Below are 25,872 nucleotides of genomic sequence, written 5' to 3'. Positions count from 1 at the left end.
CAACCAAGGCGTGAAAGCCGCCTTCCTGCCAGTATTTAAGCAGCCCGTGCAGCCTTCTTCTGCAAGCCGGCCGCGATCTTCAAATCTTCGACAAAGCGCTGATATTCCAGCACCTTGGCCTCGGGATCGGGCAGCCGCAGCAGATAAGACGGATGCACCGTCACCAAAGCCTTGCGCCCGTCGGGAAGGTCGATCAACCGGCCTCGGTTTTTGCCGATGGGCGTGATCTTGCCGAACACGCTTTGCGCGGCGGTGGCGCCCATCGCGACGACGAGATCGGGCTGAACGGCCGCCAGCTCCCGCTCATACCATTGCCGGCACGCCCGGATCTCCGGCGTATTCGGCTTCTGGTGCAGGCGGATCTTGCCGCGCGGCACGAATTTGAAGTGCTTGACGGCATTGGTGACATAGACCTTCTTGCGATCGACGCCGGCTTCCTCGAGCGCGCGATCGAGCATCTGGCCGGCCGGGCCGACAAAGGGATGGCCGGCGAGGTCTTCCTTGTCGCCGGGCTGCTCGCCGACCAGCATGATGTTGGCGGACTTCGGGCCCTCGCCGAACACCGTCTGGGTCGCGTCCTTGTAGAGATGGCAGGCGCGGCAATGCGCGGCCTCCTCGCGAAGCGCGTCGAGATCGTCGGTTGTGGTTTTGCGTTTCATCGGAGCCTCCGGCCGCTTCTGAGGCTTGTGCGGATCGGTTGCGGCATTGGCGATCATGGCGCCGGTCATGCGCTCGGCGTCCTCGATCAAGGGCTTAATGATCGAAGCCTCGGGCAGGTTCCTCCAGTATTTTTTCGGCATCTCGGCCTGCATCGGCTTCACCTTGAGCCGGGCCGGATTGAAGATGCTGGCATAATAGCGCCGCCAGGTTTCCTCCAGACGGTCTTCGCCGGGCGCCTCGCTCTTGCTGACGCCCGGCGTGAACGAGAGTGCGTGGCCATCCCAATGCGCGCAGAGGTCGGGCGTCAGGATCGACCAGGGCATGTCGGCAAAGCGCTTGGCGAAAAATGGCGCGGCGAGCTCGACGATGTGATGTTCCGGCTCGAACCAGGCGACGTAATGCGCCTGGCGTTCCCTGCCGATTTCGCGGAAGCGCACGAAGGCATGCATCTTGTGCTCGTCGCGGTAGACTGCCTTCGCCATGGCCGTGACTTGCGCGACATCGGGATCGGTTGCGACCTCGATGAGATCGTGATTGTCCTTCAGCCGAAATAGCAGGCGATAGAGGATCGCAAAGCGTTCGCGGTCGCGGTGCAGGATTGCCGCTTTGGCGAGCTCGACGAATTTCGCGGAGACGTTGAAGGTGCTATCGCTGCCCTCCGGCAGCAGAGACGGCGAGGGCGGCGCGAACAGCTCCGCTTCGCCTCCCTGCACGGCCCAGGTGACATCGGCTGGCCTGACGCGGTGAAGCACGAGGCTACGTGCGGCTTTGCGCCAGCCTTCGAAATCGGTTTCATGATCGAGAGTGATGAATTGCATCAGAAGCCAAATCCCAGTTGCGTCGCCTTTGGCTTGAACCGCTCGATCAGCCGCGCCTCGTCGAGACAATGCGGTGAGGGGCGGTGATCGCTGAGGACGATGAACGGCAGCGCCTTGTGCCGGGGCACGTGCAGCCGCGCGAGATCGGCGAGGCGGATCATTGTCGTGCGCCGCGTCGCGATGATGCGTTCGACTGCTTTGGTGCCGAAGCCCGGCACGCGCAGCAATTCCTCGCGGCTGGCGCGGTTGACATCGAGCGGAAAGCGGTCGCGGTGGCGCAGTGCCCAGGCGAGCTTTGGATCGATGTCGAGCGGCAGCATCGCGCTGTCGTCGACGATCTCGCCGACGTCGAAGCCGTAGAACCGCATCAGCCAGTCGGCCTGATAGAGGCGGTGCTCGCGCAGCAAGGGCGGCGCGCGCAAGGGCAGGGCGCGGCTGGCGTCGGGGGTCGGGCTGAACGCGGAATAATAGACGCGGCGCAGGCGGTAGGCGCCGTAGAGATTGGCGCTGGTGTGGAGAATGGTGTGATCGGAGGCCGTGTCGGCGCCGACGATCATCTGCGTGCTTTGCCCAGCCGGCGCAAAGCGCTGCGGCTTGGCCTTCGTTTTCGCGCTGCGGCCTTCCTCGGCTTCATCGAGCTTGAGCCGCAGCCGGCCCATGGTGCGGCGGATCGCGCGCACGTCCTTCTCCGGCGCGAATTGCTTGAGGCTCGTCTCCTGCGGCATCTCGATGTTGATGGAGAGACGGTCGGCATATTGGCCGGCTGCTGCGATCAGCGCATCGTCGGCTTCGGGAATCGTCTTGAGGTGGATGTAGCCGCGGAAGTGATGCTCCTCGCGCAGTTTTCGCGCGACGCTGACCACTTGCTCCATGGTGTAATCGGGACTGCGGATGATGCCGGAGGAGAGAAACAGGCCCTCGATGTAATTGCGCCGGTAGAAGTCGAGCGTCAGCTTGACGACCTCGTCGATGGTGAAGCGGGCGCGCGGCACGTTGGAGGAGGCGCGGTTGACGCAATAGAGGCAATCGTAATTGCAGGCATTGGTCAGCAGCACCTTGAGCAGGGAGATGCAGCATCCATCCGGCGCGTAAGAATGGCAGATGCCCATGCCCGGCGCGGTCGAGCCCATGCCCTTGCCGTCGCTGGAATCCCGCTTCTCGGTGCCGCTGGAGGCGCAGGATGCGTCGTACTTGGCAGCATCCGCCAGGATTTCCAGCTTGCGTTGTACGTCCATGTTTGAATCTCTTTGATTCCACTCATGAATCCTAAAGCGCGCCAATTCGATTGACTCCCAGGGCGGCGTTAGCTTTATATTAGAACATATCATGAACAAATGAGCCAGCCGCTGGTTCTCTTTTTGAGAGCCACCGGCAATCACCCCTGAAGGAGCGGCGAGCATGAGCGGCGCACGCAGAAGCGCGCTTGCGACCTTGCGCAGCCAGATCGAGCGCATCGAGACGGCGGAGGTCGTGCATCAGCGCGATCGCGTCGCGCTCGGCCACAGCGAGGCGGACAGCGCGCTGAAGGGCGGGCTCGCACGTGCGGCGATCCATGAGGTGTTTTGTGAGGGCCGGCAGGGGACGGCCGCAACGGGCTTTGTCATGGGGCTTGCGGGCCGCGTTTCGGCGCGCCGGCCGCTGCTGTGGGTGCGGCAGGATTTTTCGGAAATCGAAACCGGCGCGCTGTCGATGAGCGGGCTCGCCGAGTTCGGTCTCGATCCGCGCCGCGTGGTGATGGTGCGCGCCGCTGATGTCGAGAGCGCACTGCGCAGCTCAGCCGACGCGCTTGCCTGCGATGCGCTGGGGGCCTTGGTGCTCGAGCTCTGGGGCGAGACCAGGCAGTTCGATCTCGTGGCGAGCCGCAAGCTGACGCTGGCCGCGCAAGCTTCCGGTGTCACCGGGCTCTTGCTGCGCATGGCGGCGCAGCCGCTGCCCTCGACCGCGGAAACACGATGGATGCTGCGCGCAGCGCATTCACCGCCGGGCCCGGTGTCGAGTGCCTGGGGCGCGCCGCGCTTCGATGCCGAGCTCTTGCGCAATCGTCATGGCCCATGTGGCCGGTGGACCATGGAATGGAAATGTGATGAGTGCCAGTTCAGTGAGCCGTCGACGTATTCTCAGCCTGTGGCTGCCACGCCTGCCCATCGACCGGATTCAGCGGTTCTTTGGGAACGTCGGACTGCATAAGAGCAATGATCCAAGCATCGTCGTCATCAAGGACAACAATGCGCTGGTGATCCATGCGCTCGACGAGGCCGCCGAGCGCCTCGGCCTGTATATAGGTCAGCCCTTGGCCAATGCGCGGGCGATGTGTCCGGACCTGAAAGTGTTCGACGCCGATATTGTGGCCGATGCGAAGACGCTGAGCGATGTCGCGGACTGGTGCGACCGCTTCACGCCGCTGGTGGCGCTCGATCCGCCGCACGGCCTGTTTCTGGACATCACCGGCTGCGCGCATCTATTCGGTGGTGAGGCCGCGTTGTTACGGACGTTGGTTCGCGCATTGGCCCGGCAGGGGTTTGCCATCAGCGCGGCGATCGCCGGCACCTCGATCTGCGCACGCACGCTGACGCGGCAGGCCACGGGCACCATCGTGGCCGATGGCGAGGAGGCGGAGGCGATCAGCCGATTTCCGATTTCCGCGCTCGGTGCAGGTGAAGTCATCACCACAGGCTTGCGTCGCGCCGGTTTGAAGACCATCGGCGACGTCGCCTCGCGCTCGCCGAGCGAGATCACGGCGCGGTTCGGCGCCCGGTTCTCCACGCTGCTGGCGCATGCGCTGGGGCAGGGCGATGCGCCGATCAACCCGCGAAAACCGCTGCCCGACTACATCGTGGAAAAACGTTTCGCCGAGCCGATCGCGACCGACACCATGATCGCGATGACGCTGTCGCGGCTTGCCGACACGTTGATCGCATCCATGGAGAAGCAGGGCAAGGGCGCGCGACGCCTGGAAGCCGCGTTCTTCCGCACCGACGGCGTGGTGCGCGCGATTACGGTCGAGACCGGGCGTCCGGTGACGCGCAGCGCGGTCATCGACCGGCTGTTTCGCGAGCGTCTCGATGCGCTCGCCGATCCGCTCGATCCTGGCTTCGGCTTCGACATGGTGCGGCTGTCGGCGAACCGTACAGAAATCGTGGTGCAGGAGCAGCGCGATCTCGATGCCCATGCCCACGACAATGACGAAATCGCCGCACTGATCGACCGCATTGCCGCGCGCATCGGCGGCAAGCGTGTCGTCGTGCACCTGCCGCAGGACACCCATATCCCTGAATGCGCGGTTGTAGCCGCGCCGGCGCAGCATCATCTCGCCGCCGCCATGCAGGCGGAATGGCCTGCGCGGGCCGAGAACGAGCCGCCGCTGCGTCCCTTGCGGCTGTTCGACAAGCCGGAGCCGATCAAGGTGCCATTTGCGACCGTGCCGGACGGCCCGCCGCATCAATTCACCTGGCGCCGCGCGCTGCATGCGGTGGTGCGGGTGGAAGGGCCCGAGCGCATCGCGATGGAATGGTGGCGGCAGGACGGCAAGCAGCTCACGCGGGACTATTTCCGCATCGAGGATGCCGAAGGCCTGCGCTTCTGGATCTTTCGCGACGGTCTTTATGAGGGGGAGGTGTTCGACGACGACGGCAAACCCGCTTCTCCCGGCTGGTATGTGCACGGTCTCTTCGCATGAATACGCCTGCCTATGCCGAGATCGGCATCACCACCAATTTTTCCTTCCTGCGCGGCGGCTCGGATCCGCGCGCCTATGTGCATCAGGCCAGCATCCTCGGCATTCCCGCGATCGGCATCGCCGATCACAACACGCTGGCCGGCGTGGTGCGCGCCTACAAGGAGCTCGACAATGCCGAGGTGCTGCACAAGCCGAAACTCCTGATCGGTGCGCGCATCGTCTTCATCGACGGCACGCCGGACATTCTGGTCTATCCGCGTGACCGCGGGGCCTATGGTCGGCTGTGCCAGCTTCTCACCAAGGGCAAGCGCGGCGACGACATCACGCGGATCGAGAAGGGCGAGTGTCGTCTCACCTTCGCCGACCTCATCGAGTTTTCAGAAGGCCAGCTCCTGGTCCTGACGCTGCCGCATCGTTTCGAACCCGCACAGGCGCTGGATGTTCTTGCAAAACTCAAGGACAGCCGCGCCGAGGGCGTGTGGCTGGCGGCGAGCCTGATCTATCGCGGCGACGACCGGCGCCGGCTGGCGCGGCTCGATGATCTCGCGGCAAAAGCAAGAGTGCCGTTGCTCGCGACCAACGAGGTGCTCTATCATCATCCCGCGCGCCGTCCTCTCCAGGACGTGCTGACCTGCATCCGGGAAAAGACCACGATCGAAGCGGTCGGACGGAAGCTGGAAGCCAATGCCGAGCGGTTCTTGAAGGCGCCGCAGGAGATGTCGCGGCTGTTCCGCGATTTCCCCGAGGCGATCGCGGAGACCATGCGCTTTGCCGATGCAATCGACTTCTCGCTCGATCAGCTCAAATACCAATATCCGGACGAGCCGGTGCCGCCGGGCAAGACCGCGCAAGGTCATCTTGAGGATCTGACCTGGGCCGGTGTCGACAAATATTTCGGCGGCATCACCAAAATCGACGAGAAACTGTACGCTACGCTGAAGAAAGAGCTCACGCTGATTGCCGAGCTGAGATACGCGCATTACTTCCTCACCGTGCACGACATCGTGCGCTACGCGCGCAGCCAGAATATCCTGTGCCAGGGGCGGGGATCGGCGGCGAACTCGGCCGTGTGCTACGTGCTTGGCATCACCTCGGTCGATCCGACCAAGGTCGATCTGTTGTTCGAGCGCTTCATCTCCAAGGAGCGGCTGGAGCCGCCCGATATCGATGTCGATTTCGAGCATTCGCGGCGCGAGGAGGTGATGCAATATGTCTATCGTCGCTACGGCCGCCACCGCGCCGCGATCATCGCCACCGTCATCCATTATCGCCCGCGCAGTGCCATTCGCGACGTGGGCAAGGCGCTGGGCCTGACCGAAGATGTCACTGCCGCGCTCGCCGACACCGTCTGGGGAAGCTGGGGCAAGGGTCTTAACGACATGCAAGTCAGGCAGGCCGGGCTCGATCCCAACAATCCCATGATCAACCTCGCGGTCGAGCTCGCAACCGAACTGATCGAATTCCCGCGCCATCTCTCCCAGCATGTGGGCGGTTATGTGCTGACGCAGGACCGGCTCGACACCTATGTGCCGATCGGCAACGCCGCGATGGACGATCGCACCTTCATCGAATGGGACAAGGACGACGTCGACGCGCTCAGCATGATGAAGGTCGACGTGCTGGCGCTGGGCATGCTGACCTGTATCCGCAAGTGTTTTGATTTGATCGCGGAGCATAAGGGCGAGCGCTGGGTGCTGGCGAGCGTCCCGCAGGACGACCCCAAAGTCTATGACATGCTTTGCGACGGGGAATCGCTCGGCGTGTTCCAGGTCGAAAGCCGCGCACAGATGAACATGCTGCCGCGGTTGAAGCCGCGGACGTTCTATGATCTCGTCATCGAAGTCGCGATCGTACGTCCGGGCCCGATCCAGGGCGATATGGTGCATCCTTACTTACGGCGGCGGAACGGCCTGGAAAAAGTGAGCTATCCCTCGCCATCGCCCGAGCATGGTCCCGCGGACGAGCTCTACAAGGTTCTGCATAAGACCAAGGGCGTCCCGCTGTTCCAAGAACAGGCGATGCGCATCGCGATCGAGGCGGCAAAATTCACCTCCGAGGAGGCCAATGGCCTGCGCCGCTCGATGGCGACCTTCCGCAATATCGGCACCATCGGCAAATACGAGGACAAGCTGATCGGCAACATGGTCGCGCGCGGCTACGATCCCGACTTTGCCCGAAGCTGCTTTGATCAGATCAAGGGTTTTGGCTCTTACGGCTTTCCGGAGAGCCATGCCGCGAGCTTTGCGCAGCTCGTCTACATTTCTTCATGGCTGAAGCATTACCACCCCGACGCCTTCTGCTGCGGCCTCTTGAACTCGCAGCCGATGGGCTTTTATGCCCCGGCGCAGATCGTCGGGGATGCTCGCAAGAACGGCGTCGAGGTGCGCGACATCGACGTGTCCTACAGTTTTGCGCAGAACACGTTGGAGCAGGGGAGAGGCAAATACTGCGCCGTGCGCCTCGGCTTCCGCCAGATCGACGGCTTTCACTGGTTGGACGAGGATGAGGAGAGGCTAAAGTGCTCTCAGTCGTCATTCCCCATTGCGCAATTGCGCAATGGGGACGCGCCACTTGGCGCGAGCCCGGAAGCCGTCGGGCCGCATACGCCTGACGTAATGGATTCCGGGCTCGACGCCGCCGCATCGCGCCGGAATGACAGGAGAGAGGACTGGGCCGACCGCATCGTCGCCGCCCGCAACCGCCGTCCCTTCACCTCGCTCGAAGATTTTGCGCGCGACACCGGCCTGCCCAAGCGCGCGCTGATCCTGCTGGCGGATGCCGATGCGTTCCGCTCGCTCGGGCTCGACCGCCGCGAGGCGCTATGGCAGGTGCGGCGGCTGCCCGACGACGTGCCGCTGCCGCTGTTCGAGGCGGCCACCGCGCGCGAGCAGCCGGACGAGCACGCAAGGCCGCTGCCAGTGATGCCGCGCGCCGAGCAAGTGGTCGCCGACTATCAGACCATCCGCCTGTCGCTGAAGGGCCACCCGATGGAATTCCTCCGCGAGATGTTCTCGCGCGAGCGCGTCATCGCCTGCAAGGATGTCAGCCATGAGAACGAGCGGCGCCGCGTCCGCTGCGCCGGCGTGGTCTTGGTGCGGCAGCGGCCGGGCAGCGCCAGCGGCGTCGTGTTCATGACGCTAGAGGACGAAACCGGCATCGCCAATGTCGTGGTGTGGCCCAAGATCATGGAGCAATACCGCAAGGAGGTGATGGGCGCGCGCCTCATCCTGGTTGAAGGCTACATCCAGAGCAGCCCTGAAAAGGTGACGCATCTCATCGCTCAGCGCATGATCGACCGCTCGCACGATCTGATAGGTCTCGCCAACGATGCCTTAAGCCGCAAGCATCCGGTGCCGGCAGGCACCGCCCTGGTCGAGCCGCTCAACGACGATCCCCGTGCTCACGCGGATAGCCCGGCGCAGAAAATCCGCCACCCCCGCAACGTCCGCACCCTGCCGCCATCGCGGGATTTTCATTGAGATGTGACGCGAGATGCCGCCACACGCTTACTGCCGTCGGGTGGGCAAAGGCGCGTAAGCGCCGTGCCCACCTTCCAGCGGCTGTCGCGAAAGCGGTGGGCACGCTTCGCTTTGCCCTCCCTACGAGTTCTTCGATGATGATGCCGTGCCCTAAAAATTCACTCGGTTCGAAATCGCGCCGTCCACGACGAGATTGGACCCAGTGGTGAACCCTGACACCGGGCTTGCCAGAAACACCGCGGCGCTCGCGATCTCCTGCGGCGTCGCCATGCGGCCGGTCGGGTTGCGGCTCATCGCATCCTTGTAGCGCTCCGGCATGTTCTGCTCGATCATCTCCCAGACGCCGCCCTTGAAATAGACCGTGCCGGGCGAGACCACGTTGACCCGGATCTTCTTCTTGGCATATTGCCGCGCTAGTCCCTTGGCCATGTGGATCAGCGCCGCCTTGATCGGGCCGTAGGAGCTGGCGGTGTCCGCTTGCGCCGCGGAGATCGACGAGATGATGACGAAGGCGGCGTCGCCACTGCTGGCGCCGCCTGTCTCCAGGAACGGTCGCGCGGCATCGAAGGCATGCACCGCACCGAGCACGTCGAGCCGGAAATTCTGCTCCCAGGACGCGGGGTCGTGCCCTTGCGCCATCGCGCCGGCATTGGAGAACAGCATGTCGATGCCGCCGAGCTCCTTTGCGGCATTCTCGATCCAGGCTTTCAGCGCCGCGCCGTCGGTGACATCGACTGGACTGCCGGTCGCACGGATTCCGCTCGCCTTCAATTCAGTGACGGTGGCCGCAACCTGATCGGCGTTGCGCGCGCAGATAGCGACATTGGCGCCTTCACCGGCAAGTGTCGCCGCGATCGCCCGCCCGATGCCGCGCGTGCCGCCGAGCACGATGGAGTTCTTTCCTTTGAGACCGAGATCCATTGTCTGGTTTTCCTTGTTGTTGGTGCCGGGAGTGTAGCTCTTTTGGGAGATATGCTGAACTCTCCAATTCGTCACTGCGAGCGCAGCGAAGCAATCCAAAAATGCATCCGCGGAAGCACTCTGGATTGCTTCGTCGCAAGGGCTCCTCGCAATGACGCGGAGAGAGGCGGGGCCCATTCACTCCAGCGCCGCTCCCACCGGCGGGCCGCCGGGCGGGCGGTGCAGGAAGGTCAGCGAGACGTAGGCGCCGACCCAGGAGCCGATCGCGGCGAACGCGACGTAGAAGGCGTTCTCGGTGTAGCTGATCACGGCGTAAGACGAGAGCAGGTACCAGATCGCGCTCCAGGTCGCGGCGGGCACGCGCTTGCGCGCGACCACGGCCGAGGTGAACATCACGTAGACCGCGTCCGTCGCCGCCGTCGCGACGAACACGGCACCCGCGGTGAGGGGATCGACGGCGGCCATTGCAATCCTTTCTGTGATCATGACATGGTCGCGAAAAGTACAGCAAACGAGCAGGGAGAGAAGCGGCCATGCAAAGCCCGGCCGATATTCTCAAGAGCATCTGGACCTCCGCAGGCGGCGAGGCCGCCGCGCTCGACCGCGTGCAGCTGACCGGTGAGGAGCCGCAGATCCCATCCTCCTTTCGCGTCGCCGTCGCCGGCCAGACGACGATCGCCGCCGCCGGCCTCGCCGCCGCGGAGATCTGGCGACTGCGCAGCGGTGAGGCGCAGGACGTCTCCGTCGACATGCGTCATGCGGTCGTCGAATGCCGATCCGAGCGCTATTTGCGCGTGGACGACAAGCCGCCGCCCCCGGCCTGGGACGCCATCGCCGGCGTCTACAGAACCGGCGACGGCCGCTTCGTCCGCTGCCACACCAATTTCCCGCATCACCGCGAGGCCGTCTGCAAGGTACTCGGCTGCGTGCCCGAGCGCGAGAAGGTGCAGGCGGCGCTCATGCAATGGAAAGGCGAGGATTTCGAGGCTGCGGCTTACGCCGCGGGCGGCGTCGTTGCCCTGATGCGCAGCTACGACGAATGGTCGGCGCTGCCGCAAGCGTGGGCGCTCGCCGAACTACCGCTGGTCTCGATCGAGAAGATCGGCGAGGCCCCGGCGAAACCGTGGCCCCTGGGATTGTCGAACAGCGATCGTCCGCTCGCGGGCCTGCGCGTGCTCGATCTCTCCCGCGTCATCGCGGGCCCTGTCGCAGGCCGCACGCTCGCTGCGCACGGCGCGGACGTGCTGCTCGTCTCAGGGCCCGAACTACCCGCCATCCCCTGGCTCACCATCGACACCGGCCGCGGCAAGCTTACCACCTTCATCGAACTGAAAAGCGAGGCGGGCAGGGCGCAATTGCGCGCCCTGTTGCAAGACACCGACGTCTTCTCGCAAGGCTACCGCCCGCGCGCGCTCGCCGCCCTCGGCTTCGCGCCGGAGGACGCAGCGCAAACCAATCCCGGCATCGTCTATGTCACGCTGTCGGCCTATGGCCATGCCGGTCCGTGGGCAGAGCGGCGCGGCTTCGATTCACTGGTGCAGACCGCGACCGGCTTCAACCAGGCGGAGGGACAGGCCGCCGGCATCGACGGTCCCAAGGAATTGCCGGCTCAGATGCTCGACCACGCCACCGGTTATCTGATGGCGTTCGGCGCCATGATGGCCAAAGTGCGCCAGGCTCGCGAAGGTGGCAGCTGGCACGTCCGCGTGTCGCTGGCGCAGACCGGACGCTGGCTGTGGAATCTCGGCCGGCTTGACGGCGGACTGGACACCCCGGATCTTACGGGGGAGGCCATACATGCTGCGTTCATCGAGAGCATGCCATCTGGCTTCGGCATGTTGAAGGCGGTGCGCCATTCGGCGGTGCTATCGACGACGCCGGCACAATGGAGTCGTCCGGCGATGCCGCTCGGCAGTCATCCGGCACAGTGGCCGGCGCGAAGCTGACATGAAGCTGACACATCGCGAAATTTTAACGTCGACCAAGAGGCGCCCAGCGTTTTTTAGGTTGTTTGAAATCGGAATTCAGCACTATTAGCGCGACCGATAAGGCAGTCATTTGCCGAGATCGTCGCAAACACGACCGGGCTCAATGGTGGTTGAAAATACCAAGCGATTGCAGGTGCTTACAAAACAACGGATGATCACCTCCGTAGTTTTACTAGCGCTCGCCGGTGCCGGGGCCTACGGCTTCCTGTATTCGGGATCTAAGGAAAAGAAACACTCCGAAATCTCGAGCCAATCGCGCAGGAATGCGCAGACCTTCACACCGACGCCGTCCGAATGGGCGACGCTGACGATCGAGCCGGTCAAGGCCAAGAGCTTCCGGGCCGAGTATGTCACCGAGGGCAAAGTCGCGGTCGACGAGGACCGTTCGACGCCGGTGTTCTCGCCCTATGCGGGCCGGGTCACCAAGCTGCTCGCCAAACCGGGTGAGATGCTGAAGCAAGGCCAACCGCTGTTCACGATCGAGGCCGCCGACACTGTGCAGGCTCAGAACGATTTCGTCGCGGCCATGACCTCGCAGAACAAGGCAAGGTCGGCGCTTGAGCTCTCCGACATCCAGTTCAAGCGCGCTAAGGACCTCTATGAGGGCCATGCCATTCCGCTGAAGGACTATCAGCAGGCGGAGGCGACCCAGGTTCAGGCGCAGAACGACATGCGCTCCTCGATGACGGCGCTAGAAGCGGCGCGCAACAAGCTGCGCATCCTCGGCTTCACCGACGAGACCATCAAGGCGTTCCAGGAAAAGGGCGTCATTAATCCGGAAATCACGATCTATTCGCCGATCGCGGGCACGGTCGTGCAGCGCAAGATCGGCCCTGGCCAGTACGTCAGTTCCGGTGCCAGCGATCCGGTCTTCGTGATCGGCGACCTCTCCACGGTCTGGCTCACCGCCTTCGTGCGCGAGAGTGATGCGGCCGCGGTGTGCATCGGTCAGGACATCACCGTCAACGTGATGGCGCTGCCCGGGCGGCCGCTGACCGCCAGGATCAACTACGTCGCCGCCGCGATCGATCCCAACACCCGCCGCCTCCTGGTCCGAGCCACCATCGACAACAAGGACGGCTTGCTCAAGCCGGAGATGTTCGCCAACGTCACGATCTACTCGGCCGGCGACCGTGCCGCGCCGGCGGTGCCGAAGCAGGCTTTGATCTATGAAGCCGACAAGGTCCGCATCTGGGTCGCGCGCGAGGACAAATCGGTCGAGCTGCGCCAGATCAAGATCGGCCTCATCAACGGCAACCTCGTCGAGGTCACTAGCAATCTGAAACCTGGCGAGCAGATCGTCACCAGGGGCAGCCTGTTCATCGACCGCGCGGCGTCCGGCAGCTGATCGACGACCCAAGAAAACTGAAGACCTGATGGATCGTCTCGTTGCCCTTGCCGTCAATCGGCGCTTTCTGATGGTCGGCATGTTCGTCGCCGTCATGATCGGCGGTCTGATCGCGTTCAACCAGCTCAACATCGAAGCCTATCCCGATCCGACCCCGCCGATGGTCGACATCGTGACGCAGAGTCCGGGCCTCTCGGCAGAGGAGATCGAGCGCTACATCACGATTCCGATCGAGACACAGGTCGCGGGCCTGAAGAACCTCACGACTATCCGCACAATCTCGCTCTACGGCCTCTCCGACGTCAAACTCCAGTTCTCCTTCGCCTATACCTATGACGAGGCGCTGCAGCAGGTGCTGAACCGGCTGGCGCAACTCGCGCCGCTGCCCGGCAACGTGCAGCCGCAGATATCGCCACTCAGTCCGGTCGGCGAAATCTTCAGGTATCGTCTCGTCGGACCGCCGAACTACAGCGTGCTTGACCTAAAGACCATCCAGGACTGGATCCTGCAGCGCCGCTTCCGCGCCGTGCCGGGCGTCATCGACGTCACCGGCTGGGGCGGCAGGAGCAAGACCTACGAGCTCCAGGTCGATTTCAACAAGCTGGTCGCCAACGGCTTGACGCTGCCGCAATTGCTCCAAGCGGTCGGCAATTCCAACGTCAATGTCGGCGGCAACACCGTCAATATCGGCCAGCAATCGGCGGTGGTGCGCGGCGTCGGCCTGATCCGCTCGATCGATGATCTCGCCAACACCATGGTGGCGCAGTCCGGCGGCAATCCGGTGCTGGTCAAGGACGTCGCCACCGTAACCGTTGGCCAGAAGCCACGTCTGGGCATTGCCGGCATCGACGATTCCGATGACATCGTGCAGGGCATCGTCCTGATGCGCCGCGGCGAGCAGAGCTCGCCGACCATCAAGCGCGTCCACCAACTCGTTCAAACCATCAACAACTCCAGCATCCTGCCGCCAGGCGTGCGCATCGAGCGGATCTACGACCGCGGAGACCTGATTGAGCTCACCACCCACACCGTGCTGCACAACATGGTGGTCGGCATTCTGCTCATCGTGCTGTTGCAGTGGATGTTCCTCGGTGACTTGCGCAGCGCGCTGATCGTCGGCGCCACCATTCCGTTCGCGCTTTTCTTCGCCGTTATCATCCTGGTGCTCCGCGGAGAATCGGCGAACCTGCTGTCCGTCGGCGCCATTGATTTTGGCTTGATTGTCGATGCTACCGTCATCATGGTGGAGGCGATCTTTCGACGCCTGACCCAGACCACGCCGATGTCGGAAGCCGAGCAGATGTCGCATGAGACGCTGTTCGGCATGAAGAGCCATGCCATCCTCAGCGCTGCGGCCGACGTTTCGCGCTCGATCTTCTTTGCAGCGGCCATCATCATCGCGGCCTTCCTGCCGCTGTTCACGCTGTCAGGCGTCGAGGGCAATATCTTCGGGCCGATGGCGCGCACCTACGCATATGCGCTTGCGGGCGGGCTGCTTGCGACGTTCACCGTCACCCCGGCGCTATCGGCGATCATCCTGCCCGCCCATGTCGAGGAAACCGAGACCAGGATCATGCAGATCCTGCACAGGCTTTACTCGCCGCTGCTGCATTGGGCGGTCGCCAATCGAAACATCGTGCTCGGCGGCGCCGTCGGCCTCGTGCTGATGACGGTTGCGCTCGGCCGGCTGCTGGGTCTCGAATTTTTGCCCAAACTGGAAGAGGGCAATCTCTGGATCCGCGCCACGCTGCCGCCGACCATCTCGCTCCAGGAAGGCAATTCTTACGTCAACGAGATGCGCAAGGTGATCCGCGCCCGGCCCGAGGTCGAGTCCGTGGTGTCGCAGCACGGCCGTCCCGACGACGGCACCGACGCCGCCGGCTTCTTCAACGCCGAGTTCTTCGCGCCGCTCAAGCCCGCGAGCCAGTGGCCCGGCACGCGCGACAAGGAAGAGCTGACCGCGCAACTGTTCAAGCAGCTCGACGACCGCTTCCCCGGCGTCGAGTTCAACTTCTCGCAATATCTCCAGGACAATGTCTCCGAAGCCGTTTCCGGCGTGAAGGGCGAGAACTCGATCAAGCTGTTCGGCAGCGACCTCCAGGCGCTGACCGACACCGCCAACAAGATCAAGTCGGTGCTGGCCACCGTGCAGGGCGTCACCGATCTTGCGGTGTTCACCTCGCTCGGGCAGCCGACTATCCAGATCGACATCGATCGTGCCAAGGCTGCGCGCTATGGTCTCGCCCCCGGCGACATCAACGCCACGATCAAGGTCGCAATCGGCGGCGACACTGCGGGCGATCTCTATGAGCCTGGCAGCGACCGCCACTTCCCGATCATCGTGCGCCTCGCGCCGGAATACCGCAGAAGCGCGGAGGCGATCCAGAATTTGCGGATCGGCGCGCCGGGACCGAACGGCACCGTCACGCAGATCCCCCTGAGCGAGGTCGCCAACATCAGCCTCGTCTCCGGCGCCGCCTACATCTATCGCGAGCAGCAGGAGCGCTATCTGCCGATCAAGTTCTCGGTACGCGAACGCGACCTCGGCAGCGCGATCCGCGAGGCGCAGCAAAAGATCGCCGAGCAGGTGCAGCTGCCCCCCGGCTCGCGCATGGAGTGGGTCGGCGAGTTCGGCAACCTCCAGGATGCGATCCGGCGGCTGTCGATCGTGGTGCCGATCTCGCTGGCGCTGATCGGCGTCCTGCTCTGGTTCAATTTTGGCTCGATGACCGACACGCTGCTCGCGATGAGCGTGATCCCGATGGCGATCTTCGGCGGCGTGCTGGGCCTTTTGATTTCCGGCACGGCCTTCAGCGTCTCCGCGGCGATCGGCTTCATCGCGCTGTTCGGCATCGCCGTCATGGACGGCATCATCATCCTGTCGCAGTTCAACCAGCTCATCGAGGAAGGCATGGACCGCATGAGCGCGGTGGTGCGTACCGGCGAATTGCAGCTTCGGCCGGTGTTGATGACCTGCGTCGTCGCCGGCGTCGGCCTGTTGCCGGCGGCGCTGTCGGACGGCATCGGCTCGCAGGTGCAGAAGCCGCTCGCGGTCGTGGTCGTCACCGGCATGATGCTGGCGCCGGTCGTGATCCTCGTGACCTTGCCGGTCCTGATCTCCTTTTTCTCCCGCCCGCGCGCTGATCGTCAGAACCCGTAGAGACGCGCCGGATTGTCGACCAGGATCTTCTTGCGCACGTCCGCATCTGGCGCCCATACTGGCAGCTGATTGAGCAGACGTCCGTCGTCGATCTGATAGAGCGGCGCGATGTCGGTGGGCTTGCGTCCCTCGACGCGGCTGGAATCGGGATGCGGCCAGTCGGTGCCCCAGACGATGCGATCCGCGTTCGCCGCGATCAGCGCCTTCGCGAAGGGCACCATGTCCTGATAGTCGGGTGCGAGCTTTGATGACCGGTAGGCGGCCGAAATCTTGACATAGGCCTTGCCGGATTTCACCAGCGCGACGAGATCGGAAAAGCCCGGCTGCTCCAGGCCCCGCGAGGCTTCGAGACCGCCAAAATGGTCGAACACGACGGGCACCGGCGCCGTCTCGACGAGGTCCTTGATCGCCGAGATCATGGCGAGCGTGGTGTAGAGTTGCACGTGCCAGCCGCGCGCCTTCATCCGTTCGACGGCGGCAGTGAAGCGCGGTCGGCCGACATTGGGGTCATTGACGCCGCCGGTCGCAAGATTGAGGCGGATGCCGCGGAATCCGTCCTGATGCATCGTGTCGAGTTGGGCCTCGGTGGTCTTGTCGTCGATCACGGCCACTCCGCGCGCGGTCGCGCCGCGTGCTTTCATGCCGAACAAGGTCGATGAATTATCGGTGCCGTAGACGCTTGGTGTCACGATCACCACGCGCTCGATATGCAGCGCCTTGTGCAGCGCGGCCATTTCTTCGGGGCTCGCCGGCTCCGGCGTGTAGACGCGCCCTGCGAAGAACGGAAACTTTTCGACATCGCCATGGATGTGGGTGTGGCAGTCGCAGGCATGCGCCGGGACATCGAAATTGATCGGCGTCTCAGGCTGCGCCGCACGGGCGTTGGCTCTGTTGGTCATGGCTACTCCGGCGGCAAGCGAGGCGAACAGGACGCCGCGTCGGCTGAGCATGGTTTCTCTCCTTGTAATACGATCTTTGGCAATAGGGCTGGGACAGTATCACATCAGCCCGGCAGCCGCTCCACTTCGCTGCATAGCTGCTCAACAAGGTCCGCAAGCCGGCGTGAGCCGTCAACACGCACGACCGGGTACGTCAAGACGGGCGAGCAGGGCAGCGCGCTGGAGATCCTGCGTCGCCGGCTGCTACTGCCCCGACGGCGTGCGCAAGCCGTGCCAGGCGTCGCGGACCTGGTGGTAGTGCACCTCGGGCAGGTAATCCGGCGTGTTCAGGTTCAACGTCTTGACATCGAGATGGCCGACCGCGCTGAGCAGCGTGTAGGAGGCGATGACGCGGTCGCGGTTGGCGCTGATGAGGCGCGCCTTGGCCTGGATCAAGTCGGCTTGCGAGTTCAGCACGTCGACCGTCGTACGTTGTCCGCCGGCGGCCTCACGCTGCACGCCCTGGAGCGCGACGGTAGCCGCCTTCACTTCGGACTCCGAGGCCGAGACCGTGATCTTGGCGCCTTCATTGGCAACCCAGGCGCTGACTGCGGCCGTACGTGCCTGGTTGCGCACCTGGTCGAGCACGAGCCGGCTCTGCGCCGTGATCTCCTTGGCCTGCCGGGTCTGCGCCGCGGCCTGGCCGCCGTCGTAGATCGGGGCGGTGACGTTGGCGACAATCGAGGCCTGATCCTCGGCGAAGGTGCCGAGCGTCGGGTCGTTGTTGCGGCTCTTGCTGGCGCTGCCCTGGATGCTGGCGCTCGGCAGCAGCGTGCCTTCGGCGATGCGGATGTTGGTGGAGGCGACGTCGACGTCGAAGCTTGCGGCCGTCACCGCCGGATGCTGCCGGATCGCCATCGTCATGGCATCCTCGCGGCTCTTCGGCAGATAGCGGTCGACGGCTTCGGCGGGCCGAAGCTGCGACGGCGCGTTGCCGATCACTTGCGTATACGTTGCCTGGCTCACGGCGAGCGCGACTTCCGCCGCGTTGAGATCGGCAAGGCCGCGGTTGAGGCGCGCCTCGGCCTGGGCGGTGTCGGTCGGTGTGACATCACCGGCATTGAGGCGGCGCTGGGTCACGGCGAGTGTTTCGCGCAGGAAGGCGACGTTGGAGCGCTGCGCTTCGACCAGCGACTGGTTGGCGAGCACGTTGGTGTAGGCGGTGACCGCGTCGAGCAGCACGCCCTGGCCGACATTACGCAGCGCCTCGCGGCCCGACTGCACCTGGAGTTCGGCGGCGCGCACGCTGTTGGCGGTGCGGAAGCCGTTGAACAGGGTCTGCGTCACGGTGACGCCGATGATCCAGGGTTTTAGATTGGCGGTCTGGATGGTGTTGTCGGGCAGCAGATTGCGCACCGATTGCAGGCCGGCGCTGAGGCTGGCCACGATCTGCGGTCGATAGCCGGCAAGTGCCTGCGGCACGTTCTCGTCGGTCGCACGCTGCCGTGCGCGCTCGGCATTGAGCTGGGGGTTGGTCTGGTAGGCCTTGGCGAGCGCCTCTGGCAGGGCCTCGGCCCACGCTGGGGAGGAAAGGACGCACGAGAGCGCCAGCATGGTCCATGTCGCAAGCACGGGAGCCACGCCCGATCGATGCCGCGTCATCACGCGACCAGCTCTGGCGGTACGCCCAATCATGTAATCCCGCAAAATCCTGGCTGTCCGCCCCCGCCGACGGGGCCCTCTTAACTGTTTAACCAGCGCAGGTCCCGCAGGCAAACTGCCGCGGGGAAAACCCCCATGAAATCCGTGCTTGTTGCAGCTTCGTCACAGGGTTTCGGCGAGAACGCGGCAGAGCCTTACACCAGCCTGATGGACTTGTCCCTCACCGGTTCTTGTTCACCGGCTTGCGCTTCTCGATGAACGCGGCCATGCCCTCGGAGCGGTCTTCCAGCGCGAAAGTCGCGTGGAACAGGTTGCGTTCAACGCTCATACCCTCGGCGAGCGTGGTCTCGAAGGCGCGGTTCACCGCTTCCTTGGCCATCGCGGCGGCAGGGCGCGACATGGCCGCGATCTTCTCGGCTGCCGCCATCACCTCGTCCATCAGCTTGTCGGCCGGCACGATGCGGCTGACGAGGCCACCGCGCTCAGCCTCCGCCGCATCCATCATGCGGCCGGTGAGGCAGAGGTCCATCGCCTTCGATTTGCCGATTGCGCGCGTCAGGCGCTGGGTGCCGCCGATGCCTGGAATGGTGCCGAGCGTGATCTCGGGCTGGCCGAACTTGGCGGTATCGGCGGCGATGATGAAGTCGCACATCATGGCGAGCTCGCAGCCGCCGCCGAGCGCATAACCCGCGACTGCCGCAATGGTCGGCTTGCGGCAGCGCGCGACGCGGTCGCCGCCGATCGCGGCAAAATCCTCGGAGAACATGTCGATGAAGCCTTTCGGCTGCATCTCCTTGATGTCTGCGCCGGCGGCAAAGGCCTTCTCGCTGCCGGTCACGACGATGCAGCCGATGGCCTCATCGGCCTCGAGATCGTCGACGGCGGCCGCAATCTCGCGGAAGACGCCGAAAGAGAGCGCGTTGAGCATCTTCGGCCGATTCAGCTTGATGATGCCGACCGCGCCTTTGCTTTCGACGATGATGTGTTCGAACGTGCTCATGGTCCACCCACGCTTCTGATTGGGTGGGCAATGTGCCCGCTGGCGCGGTGGGCTTCAAGGGGCCGGACGCAGGACTCGCGGGGCCGTGCGTCCTGGCGGAACTGACGGTCAGGCCATGAACATGCGCGCAGCCGAGGCCAGCGTCAGAAACGTGCCGACACCGATGAAGATCTTGCCGATCAGGGAGCTCTGGTCCCAGGCCGAGCTCTGCTGGCTGCTTGCCATCACCGGCGTGGGGCGCGGCTGCGCTTCGGTTGCAGCGACCACGGCCTTCTGCGCCGGCGGGTTGTCCTGTTGCACGGCGCGGTCGATGTCGTTGAGCTGATCGGGGGCCACCACCTGGGTCTCGGCCGCGGTGTTATTGGCGGTGTCATCGGCCGCCGCCGCCTGGACGTTGTCGTTGGCACGGCCCGTCATCGCAGTGGCCGCAGCAGCGGTCGGCATATCGGTGGCGGTGAGCTGCGCATGCGCGTTGGCGACTTCCGGCGGCATCTGGCTTGAGGCCGTCCCGTCGATGCCGGCCTTGGCCTCGGAGGTATTTGCCGCAGCGTCCTTCTTGTCGGTCTTTTGCGCCGTCTTGCTGCTGGCGCGGCGCGACTCATGGTGCCGCTGCTTGCTCGGCTTGGCCGCGTCGGCCTGATTGCCTGCGCTGTCGGATTTGCTGCTTTCGGCTGAGTTCGGCGCCGCCTGTGCAACGCCGCCAAACACCAAGAAAAGCCCGGCCACAAGGATCAGGGCCGCGCGCCCGCTGGCTTTGATCATGTTGACGATCTCCCCAATTCCGCCCGTCCCAAGAACGAACAGAGACCCTGGGGCGTGACGACAGCGGGGCAGAAAATGGGATTCTTCGGGCTCCACAGGGCGAAAACGGGGCAAACCGCCCCTCGCCGCCGGCCGCCGGATGCGGGCCGGATTGATAGGTGTTATGAGGCGTCGCGGGCTCTTACGGCCGCAGCGGAGAGGAGGCTCGGCGTCGATCACGAGTTCGTGATCACGCGGGCGCAGGGGTAACAAATTGAAAGAGCGGCCGAATTGCATGGTGAGGGGCGCGCGTGCGCGGACGTGAGGATGAATGGACCGGCCTGATGCGGTCGGCCATGGCGGGCGATAATGCGGCGTATCATCGCCTGTTGAAGGCGGTTACGCCGGTGCTGCGCGCTGCTGCAAGACGTGGGCTGGCGCGGGCAGGCCAGTCTCCCGACCAAGCCGAGGATATCGTGCAGGAGATTTTGTTGGCGGTGCATCTGAAGCGGCACACCTGGGATAGCGAAGCCCCCTTCGCGCCTTGGCTGTTCGCGATCGCCCGCAACAAGCTGATCGATACGCTGCGGCGGCGCGGCAGGCGCGTCTTCGTCAACATCGACGATTTCGCCGAGACGCTGCCGGGCGCGGCGCCGCAGGAGACGGCTTCGGTGGGCGAGGTCGCCGCCCAGCTGAGCACCCTGCCGCAGCGCCAGCGCGACGTTTTGCAGTCGATCGCGGTCGAGGCCGCCTCGATCAAGGATACGGCGGCAAAGTTTGCGATGAGCGAAGGTGCGGTGCGGGTTGCGCTGCATCGTGGACTTGCTGCACTGACTGCCAAACTGCGGGACCACTAGGCATGGATACCGATCAACTCATTCGCTCGCTCGCGGCCGACAACGTTCATCGCGCGCCGCGCGTCGGCACCGTCCTGACCATGGCACTGCTGGTGGCCGCGCCGCTGTCGATCCTGATCTTCGCGACGTTCCTCGGTGTGCGTCCGGACATGATGAGTGCGATGCGCAACCCGTTCTTCGACATGAAGTTCGCGGTGACGCTGTCGCTCGCGATTCCCGCCATCATCGTCAGCCTGCATCTGTCGCGTCCCGAAGCCCTGCTGCGCGGCTGGGGCTGGCTCTTGCTGCTTCCCGTCGGACTGCTTGCTGTGGCGATCGGCAGTGAGGCGATGATGGCGCCGGCCATGCCGATGACGATGCGCTTGATGGGCAAGAACTCCAGGGTGTGCCTGTTTGCGATCCCCGCGATGGCGCTGCCGCTGCTTGCGGGAGCGCTGTTCGGCCTGCGCCACGGTGCGCCGTCGCGCCCGGCGCTCGCCGGCGCGCTCGCCGGGCTGTTGTCTGCCGGGCTGGCCGCGACGCTCTACGCTTCGCACTGCACCGACGATTCTCCGCTGTTCGTCGCGACCTGGTACACGCTCGCGACCGCGGTGGTGACCGCGATCGGCGCGGCAGTGGGCTCGAAAGTCCTGCGGTACTAGCGCGCCGGGCTTCACGACGCCGGCGTCGTGCTCTGCTGCATGCGGTAAAACCGCAGTACCTGCTGCGCGGTCGATGAGCGCAGGGCCTCGTAGGTGTCGCGCCGCGTCAGCGTGTCAGTCTGCGAGCCGCCGGAGAGCTTCTCGCGCATGGCGATGATGGCGCGCACGCTCGACCATGACATGCCCGCGATCTTGGCGAGGATCATCACGCCCTCGGTCCGGCTGTCGATCATTATGGTCTCGGCGGTCTCGATCGCGACGCCCGCGAGTGCTGCGAGTCCCGCATTGGTCTCGTCGAACTTGCCCTGCTCGGCGAAAGTGCTGACCTGAAATTCGTTGAGGCGACCGTCCTCGTGCAGCGACTTCACCAGCGCGCGCGCCGTCTCGGTCTGCCTGGTCGTGGCGGCGGCGCGGACCCGCTGGGCGGCTTCCTGGACGACGCTCGACACTTCCTCCGCGAGCCCGGGGTGTGCGGCCTCTAACTTCTTGCGCACGCTCAAGGAAGCCTTTGCAATCAGCTTCAAATAGTGATGACGCGGCAGGTCGGGTCGCAGACCGATGCAGGTGGCGAGGTCATCGTCGCGTTCGGCGCGGTTGACGAGGTCGGTGAGACTTCCCTCCGACAGGCGCGCGCCCGGATTGCTGACGGTCGACTGCACCACGTCCTCGTTGCCGCGCGTCACCAACACGTCGGTCAACGCCTCCGATAGCACCCGCCGCAGCGAGATCGCCTTGAGATGCGCCTGGCCTCTGCTTCGCGCGATCTCGATCAGTGTCGCTTCGTCCAGCCGTTCCGATTTCGACAGCACGGGGCCGGAGACTTCGATCACCTCGTCGAGCGCGAGCGTACGGATGATCTTGGGCGGCGCGGACGCGATCGGTGCGAGGCGGTCAGCGAGCAGCGCCCTGGCCGAAACCTCGATCTGCTCGATCAGGCACTGGAACACGTCGTCGAACACGCGGACGTGGTCGTCGGAATAATCCACCGCGTTGCCCACGAAGAGATCGGTGACGCGGCGCAGCGTCTCGACCCGGCGCGCAACGGTGCCGTGGGAGAGCGCCGCCTGCAATTCCTCGAGCAGGTTCTCGGATGACGTTGCGGATTTCGATCTCATGGCCCTGTCCTGGAGCGTTCGGTCCGGCGCCGTCTTCTCACGCGTCGGAAAAAAATGAATTGGTCAGTCCGTTATAACGCGGTTGCGCCCTTGCGCCTTGGCGGAATAGAGCGCGCGGTCGGCGCGCACGAGAAACGTGTCGGCAGTATCGTTGTCGCGCAGCGTCACGACGCCCGCGGAAATGTCACGCGCATGCCCGGAGAAAATGCATTCCAGTCGAGATCGGCGACGATTTGGCGCAAGCGGTCGAGCATGCGCGATGCCGCCCCGCCATCCGCTCCGGGCAGCAGCAGCAGAAATTCCTCGCCGCCGTAGCGGCCGAAGCAGTCGGCCGGGCCGATGTTGGCAAAAATGGTGATGGCGAAGGTGCGCAGCACCTCGTCGCCGATGGGATGGCCGTGGGCATCGTTGATGCGCTTGAACCAGTCGAGATCGATCAGCGCGATCGCGCAAGGCGTTGATGCCTGCCGTGACTCTTCGATCGCGGTGTCGAGAAGCCGCATGATGCAGCGGCGATTGTAGGAGCCAGTGAGTTCGTCGAGCTCGGCCAGCTCCTCGATGCGCTGATAGGCGGCCTTCAGCTCGATGCTGCGCCGGTACAGGATCTTGCGCAGCGTTGCGCCAAACAGGCCGAGGGTGGCGCACTGGCCGATCACCAGCACGAAGCACAGCATCGAGGCGGTCCGCTGCAACCGGGTCGTAACCGGCAGGCCGATCGGCAGGTCCGAGCCCAGAAAGACCACGACGAGCCCGCAGGTGGTAAGACCCCAGGTGACCATCGCCTGGCTCGACGTCATCCGCAGCGTACCAAACGCGAAGATCAGAAACAGCACGGCAAGGAAGGCGACCCCGACCGTCGGTACCGCGAGCAGGAACACCACTTGCAGCGCCGTATGCGCAGATATCTGGAAGACGGTGAGGTAATGATCTTCGAACCGATCACCGAAGCCGGCTTCCGACAGCACGGTGAACGTACCGATGATCAGGAGGCCGCCGAGCCAAAACAGCGACGGCACGCCCATGGAGATCGCGCCGTCATAGGCGTACAGCAGCAGGACCGAGGCCCCGAGCGAGTAGCTCGCGACCTGGCCGATATACATCTGGCGGCGCTGCCGGGCCCGGCGCGCCACGACTTCCGGAGCCGCCGCTTCGCGCGCGAAGACGAGATCCGCGACTTCAGCGGCATTCCTCTCCGGAAAGGACGTCGCGGCCGTGTTCATTATCCTGCCGATGGTGGATGTCAGCCCAAAAATCTACGTGGCAAGCCTTTAGGTTTGGTATCCTTCGGAACCGAAACCGTGTGGGGCGTTCCGGTCATGGAACATCGGTGGCAGGGACATCTGCCGGCGATGAGGCAGGGCGATGCGGTCGAGCCAAAACGGGGGGTCGTGAGACATATGGCGTGCAGAACTGCTATGGATCCAGACTTGGCCGCGCTGGCTGTGCTGGACCGGCTTTCTGCTGAGGACATATTTCAGTACTATGCTACCGATCTGGACCGAAATGGCCGACCGCCACGGGCGAATATGAAGAATGCACGTATGTGGGGTAGATCACACAGGCTCGCGTATGACTGCGGTAAGTTGAAGAATTTCGCCTTTTCGGTCGAACCGTCCGCCGCATCGACCCGACCAATCTTGCGAGACGGCCTTTGAGCGTGACACAGGCGGCTTCGGACGAGGTCCTCATCGCCAGGATCGCTCAAGGCGACCGGCTCGCCATGCAGGTGCTGTACGGGCGGCACCATGTCAGGGTTTACAGGTTCGGGCTCAGGCTCGTGCGGAACGAGCAGGCGGCGGAAGACCTCATCAGCGAGGTGTTTCTCGACGTCTGGCGTCAAGCCGGCAAGTTCGAGGGTCGATCCGCCGTTTCCACCTGGCTGCTGGCAATCACCCGATTCAAGGCCCTGTCTGCGCTTCGGCGCAGGAAGGATTTTGAGTTGGACGAAGAGGCCGCCAACGCGATCGAGGATACGTCCGACGATCCAGAAACGCTGGTGCAGAAGAAGGATACCAGTGAGGCGTTGCGGGAGTGTCTGACGGGTCTCTCGCCGGAACACCGGGAAATCGTCGATCTCGTCTACTACCACGAGAAGTCCGTGGAAGAAGTGGCCGAGATCGTCGGGATACCGGAGAACACTGTGAAGACGCGCTTGTTCTATGCGCGCAAGAAATTGGCCGAACTGCTGAAGGCAGCCGGCGTTGAGCGAGGCTGGCCATGATGGCGTTGAGCAAGAAGATGCTGGAGCAAGAGCCCAGTGAAATTGAACTGCTGCTGCCCTGGCACGCCGCCGGCACGCTGAACGCGCGCGATGCCCGCCGCGTCGAGGAAGCCCTGGCGCGCGATCCGGAGCTCGCGAAGCAATATGCCGCGATCCGCGGCGAGTACGAAGAGACCATCCATCTGAACGAGAGCCTGGGGGCTCCGTCCGCGCGCGCGCTGCAGAAGCTGTTCGCCGCGATCGATGCCGAGCCGGCGCGGGCGACCGGTTCGCTGCCGCTGTCGGCGCGCATTTCGACCTTCTTCGCGAGCTTGTCGCCGCGGACGCTGGCCTGGTCGGCGAGCCTCGGCGCCGTCGCGCTCGTGCTGCAAGCCGGAATCATCGGCGCCGTGCTGATCAAGAACCAGCCGGCGACCTTCCAGACGGCTTCGCTCTCGACCAGCGCGCCGATCACACGCGAGCTTGGAAGCACGGCCGCGCCGGCGCGTGCGCTGGTGCGCTTCACTCCCGAGGCGCGCATCGCCGACATCACCGCGCTGCTCGACAGCTATCAGGCGTCGATCATCGACGGAGCCAAGGGCGGCATGTTCCGCCTCCAATTCAACAAGGCGATGAGCCAGGACGAGCTCGCCTCGCTGCTCGGCAAGATGCAGCGCGAGAAGTTCGTCAATCTGGCCGTCGCGACCCCCTGACCGCGCCGCTGAACC

General features: G+C 64.4%; 19 protein-coding genes and 1 pseudogene. 10 read left to right on the top strand and 10 right to left on the bottom strand.

Annotated elements, in window-relative coordinates; genetic code table 11:
* Positions 1–35 precede the first annotated feature (35 nt).
* Together IVA96_RS22695 and IVA96_RS22690 are read right to left on the bottom strand one after the other, a co-directional pair.
* On the bottom strand, positions 36–1,478 hold the full coding sequence (locus tag IVA96_RS22695) for a UdgX family uracil-DNA binding protein (RefSeq protein ID WP_247276681.1): 1,443 nt from the start codon (positions 1,476–1,478) through the stop codon (positions 36–38).
* A complete protein-coding gene (locus tag IVA96_RS22690) occupies positions 1,478–2,713 on the bottom strand; it encodes a putative DNA modification/repair radical SAM protein (protein WP_247419287.1) in 1,236 nt (411 codons plus the stop codon). Before IVA96_RS22690 ends, IVA96_RS22695 begins: the two co-directional genes overlap by 1 nt.
* A 163-nt stretch (positions 2,714–2,876) precedes the next feature.
* Here IVA96_RS22690 and IVA96_RS22685 point away from each other — a divergent pair, with 163 nt between their 5' ends.
* From IVA96_RS22685 to IVA96_RS22675, 3 genes are read left to right on the top strand one after another with little or no spacing between them, the layout of a single operon-like run.
* Positions 2,877–3,665, top strand: a complete 789-nt coding sequence (locus IVA96_RS22685; RefSeq protein WP_247276679.1) for a DNA repair protein — start codon at positions 2,877–2,879, stop codon at positions 3,663–3,665.
* The gene (locus tag IVA96_RS22680) at positions 3,562–5,154 is read left to right on the top strand and encodes a DNA polymerase Y family protein (protein ID WP_247276678.1); all 1,593 of its coding nucleotides are present in this window, start codon (positions 3,562–3,564) and stop codon (positions 5,152–5,154) included. The genes IVA96_RS22685 and IVA96_RS22680 overlap by 104 nt, the downstream gene beginning before the upstream one ends.
* The gene (locus tag IVA96_RS22675) at positions 5,151–8,633 is read left to right on the top strand and encodes an error-prone DNA polymerase (protein ID WP_247276677.1); all 3,483 of its coding nucleotides are present in this window, start codon (positions 5,151–5,153) and stop codon (positions 8,631–8,633) included. The genes IVA96_RS22680 and IVA96_RS22675 overlap by 4 nt, the downstream gene beginning before the upstream one ends.
* Before the next feature lie 150 nt (positions 8,634–8,783).
* Here IVA96_RS22675 and IVA96_RS22670 read toward each other — a convergent pair whose 3' ends face one another.
* Complete coding sequence (locus IVA96_RS22670; protein WP_247419286.1) at positions 8,784–9,554, bottom strand: SDR family oxidoreductase; 771 nt, start codon at positions 9,552–9,554, stop codon at positions 8,784–8,786.
* A gap of 177 nt (positions 9,555–9,731) precedes the next feature.
* Positions 9,732–10,019 (bottom strand): hypothetical protein, encoded by a 288-nt coding sequence (locus IVA96_RS22665; RefSeq protein WP_247276692.1) that lies wholly within the window; start codon positions 10,017–10,019, stop codon positions 9,732–9,734.
* Positions 10,020–10,087: 68 nt separating this feature from the next.
* On the opposite strand from IVA96_RS22665, the gene IVA96_RS22660 reads away from it, so the two are divergent.
* The 3 genes from IVA96_RS22660 (at position 10,088) to IVA96_RS22650 (ending at position 16,050) form a co-directional block, all read left to right on the top strand.
* A complete protein-coding gene (locus IVA96_RS22660; protein ID WP_247276675.1) occupies positions 10,088–11,500 on the top strand; it encodes a CoA transferase in 1,413 nt (470 codons plus the stop codon).
* Between the two features lie 145 nt (positions 11,501–11,645).
* Positions 11,646–12,890: an efflux RND transporter periplasmic adaptor subunit gene (locus IVA96_RS22655; RefSeq protein WP_247419285.1), complete on the top strand. Its 1,245-nt coding sequence runs from the start codon at positions 11,646–11,648 to the stop codon at positions 12,888–12,890.
* Between the two features lie 28 nt (positions 12,891–12,918).
* A complete protein-coding gene (locus IVA96_RS22650) occupies positions 12,919–16,050 on the top strand; it encodes a CusA/CzcA family heavy metal efflux RND transporter (protein ID WP_247419284.1) in 3,132 nt (1,043 codons plus the stop codon).
* On the opposite strand, the gene IVA96_RS22645 is transcribed toward IVA96_RS22650, so the two are convergent.
* The 4 genes from IVA96_RS22645 to IVA96_RS22630 all read right to left on the bottom strand — a co-directional run bounded on the left by IVA96_RS22645 (position 16,038) and on the right by IVA96_RS22630 (position 20,352).
* Positions 16,038–17,000: an amidohydrolase family protein gene (locus IVA96_RS22645; protein WP_247276672.1), complete on the bottom strand. Its 963-nt coding sequence runs from the start codon at positions 16,998–17,000 to the stop codon at positions 16,038–16,040. The genes IVA96_RS22650 and IVA96_RS22645 overlap by 13 nt on opposite strands.
* Positions 17,001–17,192: 192 nt before the next feature.
* On the bottom strand, positions 17,193–18,542 hold the full coding sequence (locus IVA96_RS22640) for a TolC family outer membrane protein (protein ID WP_346015545.1): 1,350 nt from the start codon (positions 18,540–18,542) through the stop codon (positions 17,193–17,195).
* Positions 18,543–18,810: 268 nt separating this feature from the next.
* Positions 18,811–19,590, bottom strand: a complete 780-nt coding sequence (locus IVA96_RS22635; RefSeq protein WP_247419283.1) for an enoyl-CoA hydratase — start codon at positions 19,588–19,590, stop codon at positions 18,811–18,813.
* 108 nt (positions 19,591–19,698) lie between these two features.
* Entirely contained in the window at positions 19,699–20,352 is a 654-nt protein-coding gene (locus IVA96_RS22630) for a hypothetical protein (RefSeq protein ID WP_247419282.1), read from the bottom strand.
* A 290-nt stretch (positions 20,353–20,642) separates the two neighbouring features.
* Here IVA96_RS22630 and IVA96_RS22625 point away from each other — a divergent pair, with 290 nt between their 5' ends.
* Both IVA96_RS22625 and IVA96_RS22620 read left to right on the top strand, forming a co-directional pair.
* On the top strand, positions 20,643–21,188 hold the full coding sequence (locus tag IVA96_RS22625) for a sigma-70 family RNA polymerase sigma factor (protein WP_247276669.1): 546 nt from the start codon (positions 20,643–20,645) through the stop codon (positions 21,186–21,188).
* 2 nt (positions 21,189–21,190) lie between these two features.
* Positions 21,191–21,829 carry a DUF1109 domain-containing protein gene (locus IVA96_RS22620; RefSeq protein WP_247276668.1) on the top strand — a complete coding sequence of 213 codons (639 nt, stop codon included), beginning with the start codon at positions 21,191–21,193 and terminating at the stop codon, positions 21,827–21,829.
* Positions 21,830–21,840: 11 nt separating this feature from the next.
* On the opposite strand, the gene IVA96_RS22615 is transcribed toward IVA96_RS22620, so the two are convergent.
* Entirely contained in the window at positions 21,841–22,944 is a 1,104-nt protein-coding gene (locus IVA96_RS22615) for a DUF2336 domain-containing protein (RefSeq protein WP_247276667.1), read from the bottom strand.
* A gap of 63 nt (positions 22,945–23,007) precedes the next feature.
* Positions 23,008–24,164: pseudogene (locus IVA96_RS22610) on the bottom strand (GGDEF domain-containing protein).
* Positions 24,165–24,595: 431 nt separating this feature from the next.
* Here IVA96_RS22610 and IVA96_RS22605 point away from each other — a divergent pair.
* Positions 24,596–25,165: a sigma-70 family RNA polymerase sigma factor gene (locus IVA96_RS22605; protein WP_247276665.1), complete on the top strand. Its 570-nt coding sequence runs from the start codon at positions 24,596–24,598 to the stop codon at positions 25,163–25,165.
* Entirely contained in the window at positions 25,162–25,857 is a 696-nt protein-coding gene (locus tag IVA96_RS22600) for a hypothetical protein (RefSeq protein ID WP_247276664.1), read from the top strand. Before IVA96_RS22605 ends, IVA96_RS22600 begins: the two co-directional genes overlap by 4 nt.
* Positions 25,858–25,872 lie beyond the last annotated feature (15 nt).

This window comes from Bradyrhizobium sp. 159, from assembly GCF_023073795.1.
In the GTDB taxonomy this organism is placed as follows: domain Bacteria; phylum Pseudomonadota; class Alphaproteobacteria; order Rhizobiales; family Xanthobacteraceae; genus Bradyrhizobium.
This window is presented reverse-complemented; position numbering and strand designations above follow the sequence as displayed.